Source organism: Clostridiales bacterium, assembly GCA_015243575.1.
GTDB lineage: Bacteria > Bacillota > Clostridia > Peptostreptococcales > Anaerovoracaceae > Anoxybacterium > Anoxybacterium hadale.
On sequence record CP042469.1, the window covers coordinates 392324 to 408522 of the forward strand.

The window sequence follows — 16199 nt, forward strand, 5'->3', positions numbered from 1 at the left end:
ATTGAGGCTGATCCGCAGGATAGACCCGGAGCAGACAGATGACAAACACGAAGGAAGAATTATTATTACATATTAAGAGATTAGAGATGCTGCTTGACAGCCTTCCTTTTGATGTCTGGATGAAGGACAGGGAAGGCAGATATTTGTATGCAAACAAGAGTATTTCAGATGATACAGGGATACCGAAAGATGAGATCGTCGGGAAAAGCGCTATTGATCTTTATGAGAAAGTGGAAGCTGATTCCATTATAGCCAATGATAAGGCTATTCTGGAAGGACAGGAAAGCGGCTTTTTTATCTCTAGGCAGGATCAAGAGGTCTTTGAAGATTATAAAAGGATCGTTTATGACGAAAGCGGATCGCTGATGGGTCTGGTTGGATGCTCAAGGAATATCACACAGGAGGACAGGCTGCGGGATGAATTCGTTCGAAGTGAGGAGCAGTTCCGCACGATCTTTGAAGAAGCACCTCTTGGCATCGGGATCTTCGATTCAATAACTGGCAAAGCTGTTCAGCTGAATGAGCGCTTTGCTGAAATCGTAGGAAGGCGCAAAGATGAAGTTCTGAGTATGGATTGGGCTGACTACTCTCATCCTGATGAAGTTGAGGAAAACAGGTATAGAGTATCGTTGCTGCTGGAAGATAAAATTAGCGGGTTTTCCATGGAAAAGCGCTATGTCAGGCCAAATGGGGAAGAGGTTTGGGTGAACATGACAGTTAATCCCTTCCGCTCCTCGCATTTCCTCCCAACGCTCCATATGTGCATGATTGAAGATATCTCTGCCAGAAAGAAGGCTGAGGATGAGATTCTCTATCTCAGTTATTATGATCAGCTTACGGGTCTATATAACCGCAGATTTTATGAAGAAGAATTAAAAAGGATTAACACCACACGGAATCTTCCCATAACTTTGGTTCTTGCGGATGTCAACGGATTGAAATTGACAAATGACGCGTTCGGACATTCGCTGGGAGACAATCTTCTGAAGAAGATTTCTCAAATATTTAAAAAAGAATGCCGATCAGAGGATATGATTGCCAGAATCGGAGGAGATGAATTTGTGTTTTTGCTCCCAAAGACTGACGGAGCAGAAGCTAAGAAAATTATTGAGCGGATCAAAGCCGCCATATCAGACAAGAAAAAGGAACATCTCGTGTGCTCTGTCTCCTTTGGTTGGGCCACAAAGCATCATCAGAAAGAGGATATCCGGAAAATTTTCATGCAGGCTGAGGACTATATGTACCGGAACAAGCTATCGGAAAGTACAAGCATGCGGAATGAGACCATCAAGCTGATCACAAAAACACTTTATCAGAAAAATAAACGGGAGCAGCTTCACTGTGAACGAGTCGCAAAACTATGTGAACTGATCGGTAATGCGATGAAAATGAGCACAGATTCTGTTCGGGAGCTAAAGATGGCTGGATTGCTGCACGATATAGGAAAAATAGGCATTGACGAAGGGCTTTTAACGAAACGGGGGAAATTTACAGAGTCTGAATGGGCGGATATGAAACGTCACCCGGAAATTGGATATCATATACTGAGATCGGTAAATGAGTTTGCGCCCATTGCAGATTACGTGCTGCATCATCACGAAAGAGTGGATGGCACGGGATACCCAAGACAATTAAAAAACAGCGATATTCCTGCCCAGTCCAAGATTATCAGTATTGCGGATGCCTACGATGCTATGACAAGCCATCGCCCTTATCGGGATGACCGCAGTTTGTCCGAGGTAATTGCTGAATTGAAGAGAAGTGCAGGAACACAATTTGATGCAGAAATATTAAAAGTATTTATTGAGCAGATTCTAAAGCAGAGGGTCTGGAGACGTATGGACTAAGGGAAAAACTATATTGAAATAGAAAAAGAGAATCTCCCGGGGAACACTTCTTTCCGGGAGATTCTTTATTTTGTGGTTGCCCTCTCCGGGAAAGAGGTTGCCCGGGAGATTTTAATCATAGATCGATCTATGTTTTAATTGAAAGCATTATCATGCGATTTGCATCAATCCTCTACGAGAAAGCCGATTCCATCCAACTCTAGATTCTTTAGAAAAAAGTTTCTTTCGAGCCGGATTGTTACTGTTTCTTTTGCAGCCTCAATGGCTTTTGGAGACAGGAACAGTTCCATATCGTCAACGTGAAAAACCTTATGATTTGGATACGATTCGTTCTCCTTCAGAGGGCGAATATAAGGGGTGTAATACTTTTTTGATTTTCCGCAGCCACAGCCGGAGTTTGTCATATCAGGATTCATATCAATGAGCAGCCGGCGGATGCCGGATTTTTGCAGATATGCCTTTGCCTCCTGTTCAATTGCGATGTTCAAAATAACCACCTCCCTATGGGGACTGTCTGCTTTTAAGCGGTAGCCTCCTCTGATTTTTCTTCCTTTCCACCGTCTGCATAAGATTCGGAGATATAGTTCTCGTACTCCTTCTTGTTTCCGAGCATAATCAGCAGGCAGAGTACGATACCGACGGCCAGACCCCAGGCAGCGCCGCGGGTTGCAAGAACTGCACCCATAACGCCTGCAATTCCAAGATCATTGAAGGTTTTTGCCTTCATGACTCCAACTCGTACAGAAACGTAGCCCTGAATGAGCATTGTAGATGCCAGCGCGACACCTAATACTGGCTTGACGAGAGTGATGATGGGAAGCAGGAAGTATCCTGTCAGTGTACCGAAACGGAAGCTGCCTGCGCCGGAATTGATGGATTCCATGGCCTTCTCGCCATGCTTATATCGTTCGCATACAACAACCTGCATTGCAGCCCATAGTGGGCCGCACATGGTGATATCCGGTCCGAGGACGGACATGATGGTATTTCTGAGTCCGAATACGATATGGGATCTATTCGGATTGTAGTCTATCTTTTCATCAGGTCGGTATTTACCTGCATCTTCAAGAAGCGCCTGTGACTGAATCATATCGCCAAAGAGGATGACATAAGCAGAGAATACCATGGGAAAACCACTGATGAACATATGAAGCGGTGGGAAGCCGACTCCAAAGAAGGTCCACTCTCTGAAGAGCGTTCCAAAAGCAGGTATGGAGATACCCCATTCGATCACAGGCCATTCCGCTTCACCTACTAGGGGCGCCAGTACTACTGCTAGAAGAATGATGGGAAGGATCCCGAGATTGGATAGCGTTCTGGTAAAAATATTTCTTTTTGCAATACTTTTAAAGTGATTCGAAAACAATAGATAGAATGCAATACCGATACAGACGGTGATTGAAATAGGGAAGGTATCAAAGCGCTGACCTTCTTTAAAGATAACCATGACTGCGGCAAAACCTGAGCCGAGGATTAAGCCAGCCTGCATTGCATTGGGAACCAGGGAAATGATCTTCTTTCCAAGACCTGTAATACCTAAAATAATTGCTAGAATTCCAAGTGTTAATTCAAAGGCGATTAACGCCTGAACTCTTTCTGCCCCCATTTCAAACTCACTGACGTAAAGCATCAGAAGCGGGATTGCAGGGGTGACCCATCCAGGTACTACGGGATCACCTAAAAATACGTGCAGACAATAAAGAATTCCATTTAGAACAACAACTGCCAGGGCTACCTCGAAAGGCATTCCCAGATACTCCTGCAGCATGGGAATTGCGCTGAGACAAACGGCGCACATCAAAAGCCCTTGAACATAGTCAGCCACCTCAAAACGGTAGTGGACAAATGGGACTCTGATCTTGAACGGCCCTGCAGGCAGATGGGGCTGTTCTTTTCCATACTCTCTTTTGATTGACATAAATTTTCCTCCTTATTAAAGATAGATAAGACTAGGATTCTGTAACGCCTAATACCTTGCATAGTTTTAAGTGATTACAGAGCATTAACTTTTACGCTAATCACAGAAAAGAAAAGAGCAAGAACAGTGCCAACGTTGAAATTTAAATGGGCTGATGAAAGTAGGGTAAATAATTTATCTAAATTGTGCACAAACGCACAGAAAATAAGGTGTTGGTGGAATCGAGAACGTTCGTTATCGCTCAATTCAACCTTGGTTCCAAAAAGGGGTAGGCAAAACTTTGGAAGTATGCAATACTAGAAATGGATAGCGCCCTGTCAAACAGCATCCCGCTGAACGGCAGCACACTGCACCACTGGAGCGATAGCGGCTGCAGCACTGGCGTAGGAGATAAGATAATTGTAGAACGTAGAAAGAAGGGATCAAACCATGGAAGCGCAAATATTGGGACTTCCTGCAGAAACCTGGCTGATTATCGGCGGACTCTATTTTGTTGCGACTTTCCTTCCTACCATCATTGCCATTATTGCGCGACGCAGGGAAAGGAAGAAAAAGGATGAGTAGAGTCATAATCTATATGATCTATTTTACCCTCTACACTGTTGTGTTGCTGTTTTGGGGAAAAAGCGGTTTTAAAAAGACGAATACCATCAAGGACTTCTGCGTGGCGGGAAACAGCTTGGGCTTGTTTATTAGTGTTTCGACATTTACGGCGACGCTCTTTAGTGCGGTTTCCATGCAAAGCGTAACAGGTTCTGTCTATCAATTCGGCTACTCCACCATTCTGTACTCTGTAATCGGCTGGCTGCTTGGCGGGTCCTGCCTCATCTTTGTGGCATACAAGATCAAAGAATACGATATCGTGACCGTATCTGATTATCTGAGGATACGATATCACAGCAGAAACTATCAAGCTTTTACAGGTGCTGTCACGGTGATCTGTTATATTCTTTATATCATCATACAAATTAAGGGTTTTGGAATTGTTGTCTCAGAGTTGCTGGACATCAATTACAATATTGCGATTCTTTTGATCTACCTTTTTATCGTCTATACTGGGTTCGGTGGACTTTTCTCTGTGGCGAAGACCGATGCACTCAATATCATTCTGGTTCTGGCAGGCGTTTTACTGGTGGCGGGTAACATATTATTTGAGCTTGGGGGGATTACTGCAATTCATAAAGAGGTTGGCATGATTACTGGCGGCGCATCTTTGGATCCAACGACGGGAGGTCTATTCAGCCCTATTATGATTATAACCACGGGTATGGCCTGGGGTCTGGGAACGGCCGCTAATCCCCAGTATATTATCAGAATCTCATCTGCCAAGGATAAAAAAACGGGAATTATGATGATCTGTATCGCGGTGTATCTTCTCAGTCTTATCTATTTAGGGTTGATGGTAATCGGGATGGGCTCCCGGGTCATGGCGCCTACCATTGATTCGGTTCAATCTGTGGATGAAATTCTGGCATATATCATCAACACGAAACTATATGCGTACACAAGCGGAGTAATGTTCATCAGCATCATTGCTGCTGCTATCTCCACAGCTAACTCGCAACTTCTGCTGCTGTCAAGCAGCTTTACCTATGATATCTACATCAATCTTTTTAAACGGGAAATTTCTAACGAACGGTTTTTGAATATCAATCGGGTCATTATATTTATCGCCGGTACGGTATCCCTTTTGTTGTCGATACAGCCTTTGGAAACGCTGCTCATCTATGGAAGCTATATTTGGAGTATCGTGGCAGTGACCTTCCTGTGCCCGCTTTACGGTGGTTTATACTGGAAAAGAGCCACCAGACAGGGCGCTGTATTTTCTTCTGCAGGAGGAATTCTGGCGGTACTTTTCTTTTACCTTGCAACCCATGGAGGAGTTTTGAAAACGGAGGTACACCCTGTGCTTCCGAGTATTCTGCTTTCGATGGCCATTTTCTATGTTGTAAGCGTTCGCACATACAGGCCGCAGGAAGGGTAATATGAGATTAAAGCTTGATATTGAAAATAAAATCCTAATCCCATTTATGATTCTGGCCATATTACCCATCACGATCTTGGGTATTGTTTCCTATTGGAATGGTTATCAACTGCTCTTTCATGACCGGCTGCAAAGCCGAGAGGAGCTGTTGGGAGAGGCGCTGGCATATATTGAGATGATTGATAGCAGGGTGCTGGAGGGGGAAGTTTCCCTTGCTGATGGCAAAGAGGAAGCTGAAACAATTTTTCGAAATATGAAACGGAGCAATCTGATTCTGCTCGAGGGAGATCGATTCCTGATTGGAGATGAAACCAGCCTAGATCAATCTGTAAGAAAAAAAATCCTGGAATCAAAGGCGGCGTTTGTTGATGCTGGAAATCACCGGTATCTGTTGCGACACTACGATAAATGGAATTGGACCCTCGTAATGAGCATCAGCAAATCCATCTTTTTGGAGGAGCTTATTGCTATTCAGAAATATACGCTGCTTTTGACGATCATCTTTTTGGTGCTTTCCATGCAGTCTATCATTTTCATAGCTCATCATATTTCCAAGCCCATCAAGTATTTTGCAGAGGTATGCAGAAAAGTCGAGCTTGGTAATTTAAAGGTAAAGGTGGATCTGAATCGAGGAGACGAAATAGGCATCCTGGCTAGTTCTTTCAATCACATGATCGACCAGATGAATACAAGCACGGAAAAGCTCATTGAAATGACAAAATTCAATGAGGATATCTTAAAAAATATCGATATTGGAATTATGACCACAGATAGAGGAGGACGGCTCCTGACATTGAATCGATCAGGAAAAGAGATTCTAAAGCGATATCAAGATGTTCCCATCATGGAGGAATTAGAACTGCAAACCCTTCAGACCATCGATCGGAAATACAGTATTAACCAGATGATTACGCTGAATGGCAGCGGCGGCAAGACAATTTATATTGATGCCGGGACTTCTCTTCTTAGAAAAGAAGATGGAAGCTTTTACGGTGCGATTTGCAGCTTTAATGATATCAGTGAGAGAAAGATGATTGAAAACAATCTCATTCGAGTTGACCGGCTTGCTTCTGTAGGACAGTTTGCGGCGGGGTTGGCACATGAGATTCGAAATCCATTGACAGGGATTAAAACGGGGATACAGGTGATAAAAAATCGAGAGGCAAGCAAATGTAATGAGGACAGTGTGGAACTGATGGAAGGGCTAAAGGATGAAATCGACAGAATTAATAATCTGGTTACAGACCTTCTTGACTTTTCCAAGCCGAAGCAGGCGGTGAGGGAAAGGGCGGATGTAAATAAAATCATCAGAAAATCACTAGACATGGCAAAGGAAGGGATTCTCACCAAGGAAATGCAGGTATCGGTTATGTCGGAAGCGAATCAAAATTTCGTTTACGCAGACAAAGGACAAGCCGAGCAGATTTTTCTGAACATCATTACAAATGCAGTTGAAGCAGTGGAACGATGCGGCAGCCTTCGCATCCTTACCGAATTGGTACAGGAAGATGGAATTCCATGGATCCGTATCATTTTTGAGGACGATGGTATCGGAATGGATGAGTCGCTTCTGGAAAAAATTTTTAATCCCTTCTTTACCACGAAATTAAAGGGAACTGGGCTGGGGCTTGTGGTTGTTTCCAAACTCATCGAAGAGAACAATGGGAAAATATTTATTGAAAGTCAGTTGAACAAGGGGACGAAAATCAGCGTCTTGCTGCCGGAATATCGGAGGGATAGGAATGAAGAGTAAAGTATTGGTTATCGATGATGAAGCCATGATCTGTAAAACTTTAAAAGCAGGTCTCTGTGATATGGGGTATTCAGTGGAAACCGCATTCAATAAAGAGGACGCGCTGCGGAAGGCCGCATCCTTCAAGCCTAGTTTGGTTTTAACTGATATGAGACTTGGAAATGATAACGGAATTGAGCTCATCGATGATATCAAAAGGATCGATCATGATATTGAAGTCATCGTTATGACCGCTTACAGCGATATTGTCAGCGCAGTTTCAGCAATTAAAAAAGGGGCATTTGACTATATCAACAAGCCCTTTGAGCTTGATGAGATTGGTATTATTCTGGAACGAGCCTTGGAAAATTACAAAATTAAAAATAAAATCCTTATTTTAGAGAAACAAAACCAGTGCTTTGAAGAGACTATGGTTGGACAATCAGATCTCATGAAGGATGTCTATGAAAAAATCGAAATTCTGTCTCAGAATGACAGTGTTACGGTTTTGATTCTGGGTGAGACGGGAACAGGAAAGGAATTGGTTGCCGATGCCATCCATAACCACAGCATCAGGGGAGAATTTCCCATTCTTAAGATCAATTGCAGCGCGATTCCGGGACATCTTGTGGAGAGCGAACTGTTCGGTTTTGAGAAAAATGCGTTTACAGGAGCGGGAATGAAAAAAAAGGGTTTGCTGGAGATTGCCAATGGCGGAACGGTATTTCTCGATGAACTGGGCGAGATTCCCCTTGATATTCAAGCAAAGCTGCTGCGGTTTCTGGAGGAAAGAAAGTTTCGGAGAATTGGAGGGCTGGAAGATATTGAGGTCGATATCAGAATCATAACAGCAACCAACAAAGATCTGGGCCTGGCGGTGAAAGAAAAAACCTTCCGTGAGGATTTGTATTATCGTCTGAATGTGGTGCCGATTACGGTTCCCCCTCTGCGAGACAGAGGGAACGACATCTTGCTGCTTGCGAAATATTTTCTGAAAAAATATAATAAGACCTTTAAAAAAGAAATCAAAGGGTTTGACGGGCAGGCTGAGAGGGTGCTCCTTTTGTATCCCTGGCCGGGAAATATTCGTGAACTGAAAAATGTCATTGAGCGTATTGTTCTTCTTACCAATGATGAATGGATTGCACAGAAACATCTGCCTTTGGAAATCGGCAGGATTGGGCAGGCGGGATCAGAAGACTTCGCTGATGTTCCTGCTGAAACGGCGAAGGGAGATGAAAATAGCGGCAGTGATACGGGAAGTGAAGGTCGGTTTTCTCTGGATTACAAACTCGATGCAATCGAAAAAGGTTACCTTGTTAAAGCACTGGAGAAGCATGGCGGAAACCAGACAAAAGCGGCGGAAGAATTGGGCGTGAGCCGTTTTGCATTAAGGCGAAAAATGGAAAAGCATAACCTGCTTGAGAATTGAGAAGCAAAATACAGTCTGACTGCTGCCTTCGGGTTTCAAAACGAAAGCCCAAAGATAAGCTTTGGGCTTTCCGAGGAGGAGCTATATGAAAAATAAATCTCTGTTACTTTAGTTCATCTGAGGGGTTCCCGAGATATGGCTTAGCTGATTTCCACCTTGTCTGACTCTTGATAAGGAGCCAGTGTGGCGATGAGAAGTGCAACCTCGTTAGAATTGTTGATCAGATAATGGCTTTCCTCAGGCTCTACGTGTATAAACTGCCCTCTGGAAAGCGTGTGGGTTTTGCCGTCTACGACAATATCGATCACCCCTTCCATGACGTAGAAATTCTCTTCCATGATATTATGATAATGTGCCTTGAAGTCGGTGCCTGGAGGAAACTGGACGACTGCAAAGTTCATTCTGGGGCCTCTCATCAGGTATTTTGGGCCGCTGTCTCCATGGCGATATTCCAAGTCTTTTTCATCTATTATGTACATCTCTGTTCTCCTTTCTGCCTATAAGCCGGGTGCTGCCCACATCGGTGCTGTCAGGTCCAGGTTGGTCAATTCCAGGCTGTTATAATATACTTGACGCCAAACGGCGTAAAGCTCACTGTAGGTTTTGTGGTTTTCCATGTTGGGAACATATTCGCTGTCCCACTGAACCAGCGATTTTGCGGCTTCAGGTAGATCTTTATAGATCCCCACACCGATGCCGGCTGTAATGGCAGCGCCCAAAGCAGTTGCTTCTTTCACCTTGGGTACTTTTACGGGTATTCCCAGCACGTCAGAAAGAATCTGACACCATAAGGGACTTTTGGAAGCACCGTTTGCAAAGACGATTTGATCCGGTCGTTTTCCTGTAATCTGATATACCATATCCATATTGCCTTTTGTCACCAAGGCTGCATTCTCCATCAATGCGCGGTAGAAGGTGTACTTGTTGAATTTATCAGCATTCAAAGCAAAGTTCATAAAAGATGGTGCTGCATGCTTCCAGTTGATGAAATTCATCACATCAGAAAAGGTACATAGCATGCCATGGCATCCAGCGGGGATTTTTGCTGCTTCTTCATTCATGATGACATAAGGGTCGACGCCGTTTTCTTCGCCTTGAATTTTTTCCGCCTGACAGAAAGCGTCTCGGTACCAGCGCATTACCAGCCCTGGAAAGAAGGCGATGGCTTCATATTGCCATAGTCCGGGAACTGCGTGGCAGTTTATCCTGACTCGGCAATTGGGGTCTTGTATCACTTCATCAGTGTTGAATTCATATTGCCAGAAGCTGCCTCCGAATACGGCGCCCTGGTTTGCTTCCACTAAGCCGACACCCACGCAGCCCAGCTGTGCATCGCCTCCGCCGGTTACCACCGGCGTTCCTTCTGCCAGTCCTGTGACAGAGGCACATTCTGCTGATACCTTTCCTGCAATGGTACCGCTCTCGAAAACTGGCGGAAAAATATCGTCTCTCAAACCGCACTTGGCTGCGATCTCCGGGAGCCAAACTCTGCCTTTCAGATCGAAGATGCCTGTTGTGCACCCGTTTGAAGGCTCGGAGGTCATAAGCCCGGTCAGCTTTGCGATAAGCCAATCGTTGAACATGGTGATGGTTTTTGTCTTTGCATAAACTTCCGGAAGGTGATTCTTCACCCAAAGTATTCTTGGAAGTGCACCAAGGGCGAACGTCTGGCCTGAGGGCTCATAAACTTCTTCTTCAAGGTGCATCGCCAGTTTTTTTAATTGAATCACTTCCGCTGCAGCTCGTGCGTCTACATTGGCACAGGCCCAAATTTCACAGCCGGTTTCGTCGTAGAGGACGATGCCTTCTCTCATGCTGGTGGTTGCAATTCCTGCAATGTCCGCTGGGTTGATCCCGCTTTTTGCGAGAACTTCTTTCACACAGCAAATCGCCAGCTCCCAGTTTTTGATCCAGTTAAAGTCCATGGATCCGGGATATCTTGGATCCTCTTTGTGATCCCACTCTCTTTGGGATACGCTGAGCTGATTCCCGCTGGTATCAAATATGACTGCCCGGACACTGCCGGTGCCTGCATCGATCGCCATTAAATACTGAGCCATTTGATCCCTCCTCTATATATCCAAAACAGCCTTTGCTGTTTCTTCGTCTGTAATCAGGATGTTGATACAGCCGGTTTTCAAGGCGGCGTCGATGGCCTCTGCCTTTTCAACGCCTCCCGCAACCGCTATTACGTTGGGGAATTCTGCCAATGCATTCGGTGGTGTGCTGATCAGATGCTTGTGAATTACTGCATCTAATACACGGCCTTCTTTATCGATAAAGTAGCCAAGGATATCACCAACAGCGCTTTCCGCTTTAAGCCTGAGCAGGTCATTGGCCGTCATGTTTCCTTCCTTTACCACGGTTGCTTTCTCTGTTACGCCGCCGACACCTACGATTGTATAGCTTGCAAGGCTGGATAGGTTCAGGACATCCTTGACGGACGGTTCATCTTTAATGGCTGTGGCCATCTCGGGTGTTGATGCAATGAACGGTGCGGGAACGATGTACCCGGTAGCGTTGGAAATGCCGCCCTCGGAGGAGATTGCATAATGCTTGACACCGCCGGTGAGCGATACAAAAGAGATCTTGGAATCGTCTGGAAGATGTAAGTTGCGCAGAATGCGGGACATGGTATCTCCAAAACCGACGTTGATAAAAGCTCCGTTTGATAGATGTTCGCCGAGATACATTGCGGCTGCGCGGGCGACGGTTTCGTTGATATCGTTTGAAATGGAAGGTACCAGAACAATTTCTTTCAATGAATAACGCTCTTCTAACTTGTGCGTTATTTCTGCCTGCTGATAAGCTTCCGCGCTGATATTAAATTGAACCATCTTTTTTTCCCGACCTTTATCCAAAAGTTTTATGACTCGCATACGGGAGATCCCCAGCCGGTCGGCAATGGCCTGCTGTGTCATATCTTCAATATAATAACACCAAATAACCTTAATCATCAAAGAGTGTTCATAATCAATGCTCATTTTCTATCTCCTGTGTTCTATTTCTTATTTTCTGATGTGTTCTATTTCTTGTTTTCTGATTGTTCTCTTTACCACATTACCACAAATTTTACCTACTGAAACAAATTTGAAGTAGAATTTATTATTTCTATTACCTGTTAATAAAAGCAAGATTCGTTACAAATGTTTTTAAATTAATAATATGTTCTAATTTAAACCCATTATAAAGCGAAACGAAATTGCTGTCAACCTATTTATTTTGAAGGCAAAAACAAGAATTGAATTACATAAAATGGGATAATATCAAATATATTCGTGAAATTTGACGTGTATCTTCTATTTTATATATTGTAATGATGTGAGAATGAATGCAATGATAATATAAATTTTTGTGTAACAAATGTTGACAACGGGAACAAAAAGCATTATGATGAAACAAAATATTAAATGAATAACTAATGTTATGGACAGCTTGGGTTGACAAGGATGACTCATTTGCACCCTGTCAACCAATACTTATATTGTTTTCAAAATAGAATCATGGATATATTTGAAAACAATACAATGCTATTTCCCTTGCGGCAACGCCGCTTATAGACAACGTGGTTGTCTATCTATTTAATTAAAAATAGTATTAGGTCGTTTCAGATTGAGATGGAGGATTCTTTTATGAGTTCAAGCAACAACGACGGAGTCAGGATTCCTGCAATCAGCATAAAAGGAATCTGCAAATCATTTGCCTCTAACGTCGTGCTGCGGGGAGTGGACCTCGAGGTTTATGAGGGAGATGTCGTAGCGCTGATCGGAGGCAACGGGGCCGGAAAAAGTACCCTGATGAAAATTATCATGGGAATTCATCAGCCCGACGGAGGAGAAATTTCTATTTTCGGTAAAAGGGTAAACCTTTCATCTCCCTCCGCTGCACTGGCAAATGGTATTTATTTGGTACCACAGGAGCCGATGCTGTTTCCCAATATGACGGTTGAGGAGAACATCGTTCTGGGATTTCGTGAAAAGCGCAGTGAATTGCATCTGCGGCTGACGGCACTTGTAGAGAATCTTGGATGGGATCTTAAGCTGGACCGAAAAGCAGACAGCTTATCTATTGCAGAACAGCAATTGGTTGAGATTCTCAGAGGCTTGCTCAGAGATTCAAAGATTCTAATTTTGGATGAGCCCACCTCAGCATTGACCTTTCATGAAATTGAATCACTTTTTCGTATCGTGGCGGATCTGCAAAGCAATGGGATCAGCATATTTTACATAACTCATCGTCTGACAGAGGTCTTTGATATTGCCAATCGAGTGGTCATATTGAGGGATGGACAAATTACCATGGAAGGACCGGTAGGGCAATTTGATCAGGAAATGCTGATTCAGGGATTGCTTCCGCCAAATTATCAAAGGGCAGCAAAAAAGGAAAAGCTTTGCAAGGATTTTAGTTGTGCAGAGATAAATCCTGTGTTCGAGGTACAAAATTTATGCGGATACGGCTTTACAGATATCAGTTTTAAGGTTTTTCCCGGTGAAATACTGGGATTAGCAGGGGTTGTCGGTGCAGGGAGAACGGAATTTGCCGTAGCAGTTTTTGGCAAGGATATCATCAAAAGTGGGTCTGTTCTTTTGGATGGAGAGGACATCACAGGAAGAAAGAGCAGTGTGATCATTGAGAAAGGACTGACATACGTCCCTGAGGACAGGCATCTGAACGGGATTTATTCGATCATCGATGTAGAAGCAAATGTTACTTCCGGCGTACTTGGACATCTGAACAAATATTTCATTGATAAAAAGAAGGCAAATGCCTTGACCGATAAGTATATCGAAAATTTCAGGATTAAGGTAACGGGGCGAGACCAGCTGGTTACTTCCCTATCGGGAGGCAATCAGCAGAAAGTGGTTTTGGCCAAAGCGCTTGCGGCTCATCCGAAGATTGTCATTTTGGATGAACCTACAAGAGGAATTGACGCAGGTGCAAGAGGAGATGTGTACCGAATCATCCATGAATTGAAAGAAGAAGGGGTAGCAGTCCTGCTGATCTCTTCTGATATCGAGGAAATCGTAGAACTTTCGGATCGAGTGGCGACGATGTATCAGGGCCGAGTCAATCATACCTTTCAGGGTGATCGTATTACGGTGGATCATTTAATGGCGGCCTCCTTCGGGGTATATCAAGAGGAGGTGACGGCATGAACAAGCTGATTCAGGCAATGACAGAGACAAGAGAACTTTTTACAGTAGCTTTTCTAGTAGTGCTATTTCTGGGAACAGGGCTTGTAAACTCCAGTTTTCTATCACCGGACAATATTCTGCTTTGCTTAAATGGAAGTGTTATTTATATCCTTTTGGCCATCGGGGTCTCCTTCGTGATCATTGCAGGGGATATTGATGTATCTGTAGGGGCAACTTTAGGTCTGACTGCTGCGGTCTGCGCAAGTATGATTCGTGACGGAAGCTCCCTTTTGGCAGCGTCCGTTTCAGCACTCACCATCGGAGCCGCCATCGGGCTTGTAAACGGGCTTGGGGTTACAAAGCTGCGTATCCCTGCAATTATCATGACGCTTGGTGTTAACGGAGTCGTTAGAGGTTCTATTTACGTATATACACAAGGGAAATGGGTGGAAAACCTACCTGCAGTATTTAAAAGCTATGGTCAGATTACGCTGGCGGGTTTTGTAAATTTATTTCTTCTATTTACAGTACTGCTCGTTACGGGAATCCATCTTTATCTGAACAAGGCAAATAAGGGAAAGTATTTTGCTGCGATAGGAGATAATGTTGGGGGTGCTACACTAATCGGTATTCCTGTTGATAGGACCAGAATCATAGCATTTGTTTTATGCGGGATTTTTGCAGCGGTCGCAGGTATTGTCTTTGCCAGCAAAATCGGATTTGTCACACCTACTGCCGGAAGCGGATATGAGATGAAAGCTATTGCAGCATGTGTTCTTGGCGGAGTCAGCTTAACGGGCGGCGTGGGTTCTGTTGTGGGAGCCATGCTCGGTGCAGTTATTATGTCCTCCATCAGCAGAATTTTGGTTTTCCTTCAGTTTTCATCCAATTGGGATAATACCATAACCGGGATTCTTCTGATCATCATTGTTGTTGCGGATGCTTTGATTCAAAAATTCTTCAAGGAGAAGGCGAGGCGGGAACGTCTGGCTGCCAGGAATTTAAAAATAGAGTCGACTTTCGAGGAAACAGGAGGTGAACGCTGATGAACGTGTTTGCGCATATCAATTGGAAAAAGCTGCTGCTGCGGTGGGAAATGGCTTTAATCCTGATCTTGATTTTGGAAATCATCATCTTTGGATCGATTAATCAACGCTTTCTGAAGGTGCCTGTTCTGCTTGGCAGCATCAATGACTATATCAGTATTTGTATCATTGCATTGTTTGGAACCATTGTGATGATCACTGGCGGAATTGATATTTCCGGTGGAGCCATTGTTGGCCTTACCTCCATGATTCTAGGGCTTCTCTGGCAGGATGCGGGACTGAATATCTGGACAGCAGTGATTCTTTGTCTGGTCACCGGAATCCTATGCGGTGCGTTGAACGGCTTTCTCGTGTCCTATGTTGGCGTTCAAGCTATGGTTGTAACCCTTGCAGGCCTGTTCTTGTACTCCGGCCTTGCGGTGGTGCTTTCTACCCTGTCAGTGTCAAGTGCTTATGAAGGAATCGGAGGCTTTCCTGAGGAATTCATTCAGATTGCTGGGGGAAGACTCTTCGGTGTGATTCCGAATCCCTTTATTATCTTTTTAATCCTGGTGATCATAGCTTATGTGCTTTTACATAAGAGCCGTTACGGCAGATACGTGTTTCTGGTTGGAGTAAATCCAAATGCTGCAAGCTTTTCCGGCATCAATCACAAACTGGTCGCAATGTTTACCTATGTCTTATCTGGTCTGTCTGCATCCATTGCCGGTGTGGTTTTAACCAGTTATCTCGGTTCCTGCCGTGCTGATCTGGGCAATGGTCTGACCATGCCGATCGTAACAGCGGTGGTTCTTGGCGGTACTGCTATTACAGGTGGACGGGGCAGCATTCTAGGAACTGCATTGGCTGCCATTGTAATCGGTTTGCTGCGCTTCGGACTGCAGATGTCCGGCGTTAGCACACAATATCTCGACATTCCGGTTGGACTTCTTTTAATCGTTGCTGTGGCGGCGCGTGGGGTTAGCACCTACACGAAACGCCGTCCGTCTCTTAGGACTAAGGAAAAGAAAGCTGCATAATACTTGGCAGAGCGTTCCATAAGCGTTATTAATATTATCTTGCGATAATATTCAATAAGAAAAAATGATAGAGGAGAAAGAATTGA

The 16199-nt window shown here is 44.2% G+C and carries 12 protein-coding genes; 7 read left to right on the forward strand and 5 right to left on the reverse strand.

What is annotated here, in order from left to right:
* Positions 1 to 38 precede the first annotated feature (38 nt).
* A complete protein-coding gene (locus tag FRZ06_01570; GenBank protein ID QOX62129.1) occupies positions 39 to 1847 on the forward strand; it encodes a diguanylate cyclase in 1809 nt (602 codons plus the stop codon).
* 164 nt (positions 1848 to 2011) lie between these two features.
* Here FRZ06_01570 and FRZ06_01575 read toward each other — a convergent pair whose 3' ends face one another.
* Both FRZ06_01575 and FRZ06_01580 read right to left on the reverse strand, forming a co-directional pair.
* A complete protein-coding gene (locus tag FRZ06_01575; GenBank protein QOX62130.1) occupies positions 2012 to 2335 on the reverse strand; it encodes a hypothetical protein in 324 nt (107 codons plus the stop codon).
* Positions 2336 to 2367: 32 nt separating this feature from the next.
* Positions 2368 to 3765 (reverse strand): hypothetical protein, encoded by a 1398-nt coding sequence (locus FRZ06_01580; GenBank protein QOX62131.1) that lies wholly within the window; start codon positions 3763 to 3765, stop codon positions 2368 to 2370.
* A gap of 556 nt (positions 3766 to 4321) precedes the next feature.
* On the opposite strand from FRZ06_01580, the gene FRZ06_01585 reads away from it, so the two are divergent.
* The 3 genes from FRZ06_01585 to FRZ06_01595 are packed head-to-tail and all read left to right on the forward strand — an operon-like array spanning position 4322 to position 8913.
* Complete coding sequence (locus tag FRZ06_01585; GenBank protein QOX62132.1) at positions 4322 to 5749, forward strand: sodium:solute symporter family protein; 1428 nt, start codon at positions 4322 to 4324, stop codon at positions 5747 to 5749.
* A gap of 1 nt (position 5750) precedes the next feature.
* Complete coding sequence (locus tag FRZ06_01590) at positions 5751 to 7502, forward strand: HAMP domain-containing protein (GenBank protein QOX62133.1); 1752 nt, start codon at positions 5751 to 5753, stop codon at positions 7500 to 7502.
* Entirely contained in the window at positions 7492 to 8913 is a 1422-nt protein-coding gene (locus tag FRZ06_01595) for a sigma-54-dependent Fis family transcriptional regulator (GenBank protein QOX62134.1), read from the forward strand. Before FRZ06_01590 ends, FRZ06_01595 begins: the two co-directional genes overlap by 11 nt.
* Before the next feature lie 140 nt (positions 8914 to 9053).
* Here FRZ06_01595 and FRZ06_01600 read toward each other — a convergent pair whose 3' ends face one another.
* From FRZ06_01600 to FRZ06_01610, 3 genes are read right to left on the reverse strand one after another with little or no spacing between them, the layout of a single operon-like run.
* The gene (locus tag FRZ06_01600) at positions 9054 to 9392 is read right to left on the reverse strand and encodes a cupin domain-containing protein (GenBank protein ID QOX62135.1); all 339 of its coding nucleotides are present in this window, start codon (positions 9390 to 9392) and stop codon (positions 9054 to 9056) included.
* Between the two features lie 18 nt (positions 9393 to 9410).
* Positions 9411 to 10973 (reverse strand): autoinducer-2 kinase, encoded by a 1563-nt coding sequence (gene lsrK / locus FRZ06_01605; GenBank protein ID QOX62136.1) that lies wholly within the window; start codon positions 10971 to 10973, stop codon positions 9411 to 9413.
* A 12-nt stretch (positions 10974 to 10985) separates the two neighbouring features.
* Positions 10986 to 11897 carry a sugar-binding transcriptional regulator gene (locus tag FRZ06_01610; GenBank protein QOX62137.1) on the reverse strand — a complete coding sequence of 304 codons (912 nt, stop codon included), beginning with the start codon at positions 11895 to 11897 and terminating at the stop codon, positions 10986 to 10988.
* 648 nt (positions 11898 to 12545) lie between these two features.
* On the opposite strand from FRZ06_01610, the gene FRZ06_01615 reads away from it, so the two are divergent.
* The 3 genes from FRZ06_01615 to FRZ06_01625 are packed head-to-tail and all read left to right on the forward strand — an operon-like array spanning position 12546 to position 16113.
* Positions 12546 to 14069, forward strand: a complete 1524-nt coding sequence (locus FRZ06_01615) for a sugar ABC transporter ATP-binding protein (GenBank protein QOX62138.1) — start codon at positions 12546 to 12548, stop codon at positions 14067 to 14069.
* On the forward strand, positions 14066 to 15094 hold the full coding sequence (locus tag FRZ06_01620; protein QOX62139.1) for an ABC transporter permease: 1029 nt from the start codon (positions 14066 to 14068) through the stop codon (positions 15092 to 15094). The genes FRZ06_01615 and FRZ06_01620 overlap by 4 nt, the downstream gene beginning before the upstream one ends.
* Positions 15094 to 16113 carry an ABC transporter permease gene (locus FRZ06_01625; GenBank protein ID QOX62140.1) on the forward strand — a complete coding sequence of 340 codons (1020 nt, stop codon included), beginning with the start codon at positions 15094 to 15096 and terminating at the stop codon, positions 16111 to 16113. Before FRZ06_01620 ends, FRZ06_01625 begins: the two co-directional genes overlap by 1 nt.
* Positions 16114 to 16199 lie beyond the last annotated feature (86 nt).

Coding starts and splice junctions, on each gene's coding strand:
- FRZ06_01570 (QOX62129.1), top strand. CDS start 39: ATGACAAACACGAAGGAAGAATTATTATTACATATTAAGAGATTAGAG.
- FRZ06_01580 (QOX62131.1), bottom strand. CDS start 3,765: ATGTCAATCAAAAGAGAGTATGGAAAAGAACAGCCCCATCTGCCTGCA.
- FRZ06_01585 (QOX62132.1), top strand. CDS start 4,322: ATGAGTAGAGTCATAATCTATATGATCTATTTTACCCTCTACACTGTT.
- FRZ06_01590 (QOX62133.1), top strand. CDS start 5,751: ATGAGATTAAAGCTTGATATTGAAAATAAAATCCTAATCCCATTTATG.
- FRZ06_01595 (QOX62134.1), top strand. CDS start 7,492: ATGAAGAGTAAAGTATTGGTTATCGATGATGAAGCCATGATCTGTAAA.
- FRZ06_01600 (QOX62135.1), bottom strand. CDS start 9,392: ATGTACATAATAGATGAAAAAGACTTGGAATATCGCCATGGAGACAGC.
- lsrK (QOX62136.1), bottom strand. CDS start 10,973: ATGGCTCAGTATTTAATGGCGATCGATGCAGGCACCGGCAGTGTCCGG.
- FRZ06_01610 (QOX62137.1), bottom strand. CDS start 11,897: ATGAGCATTGATTATGAACACTCTTTGATGATTAAGGTTATTTGGTGT.
- FRZ06_01615 (QOX62138.1), top strand. CDS start 12,546: ATGAGTTCAAGCAACAACGACGGAGTCAGGATTCCTGCAATCAGCATA.
- FRZ06_01620 (QOX62139.1), top strand. CDS start 14,066: ATGAACAAGCTGATTCAGGCAATGACAGAGACAAGAGAACTTTTTACA.
- FRZ06_01625 (QOX62140.1), top strand. CDS start 15,094: ATGAACGTGTTTGCGCATATCAATTGGAAAAAGCTGCTGCTGCGGTGG.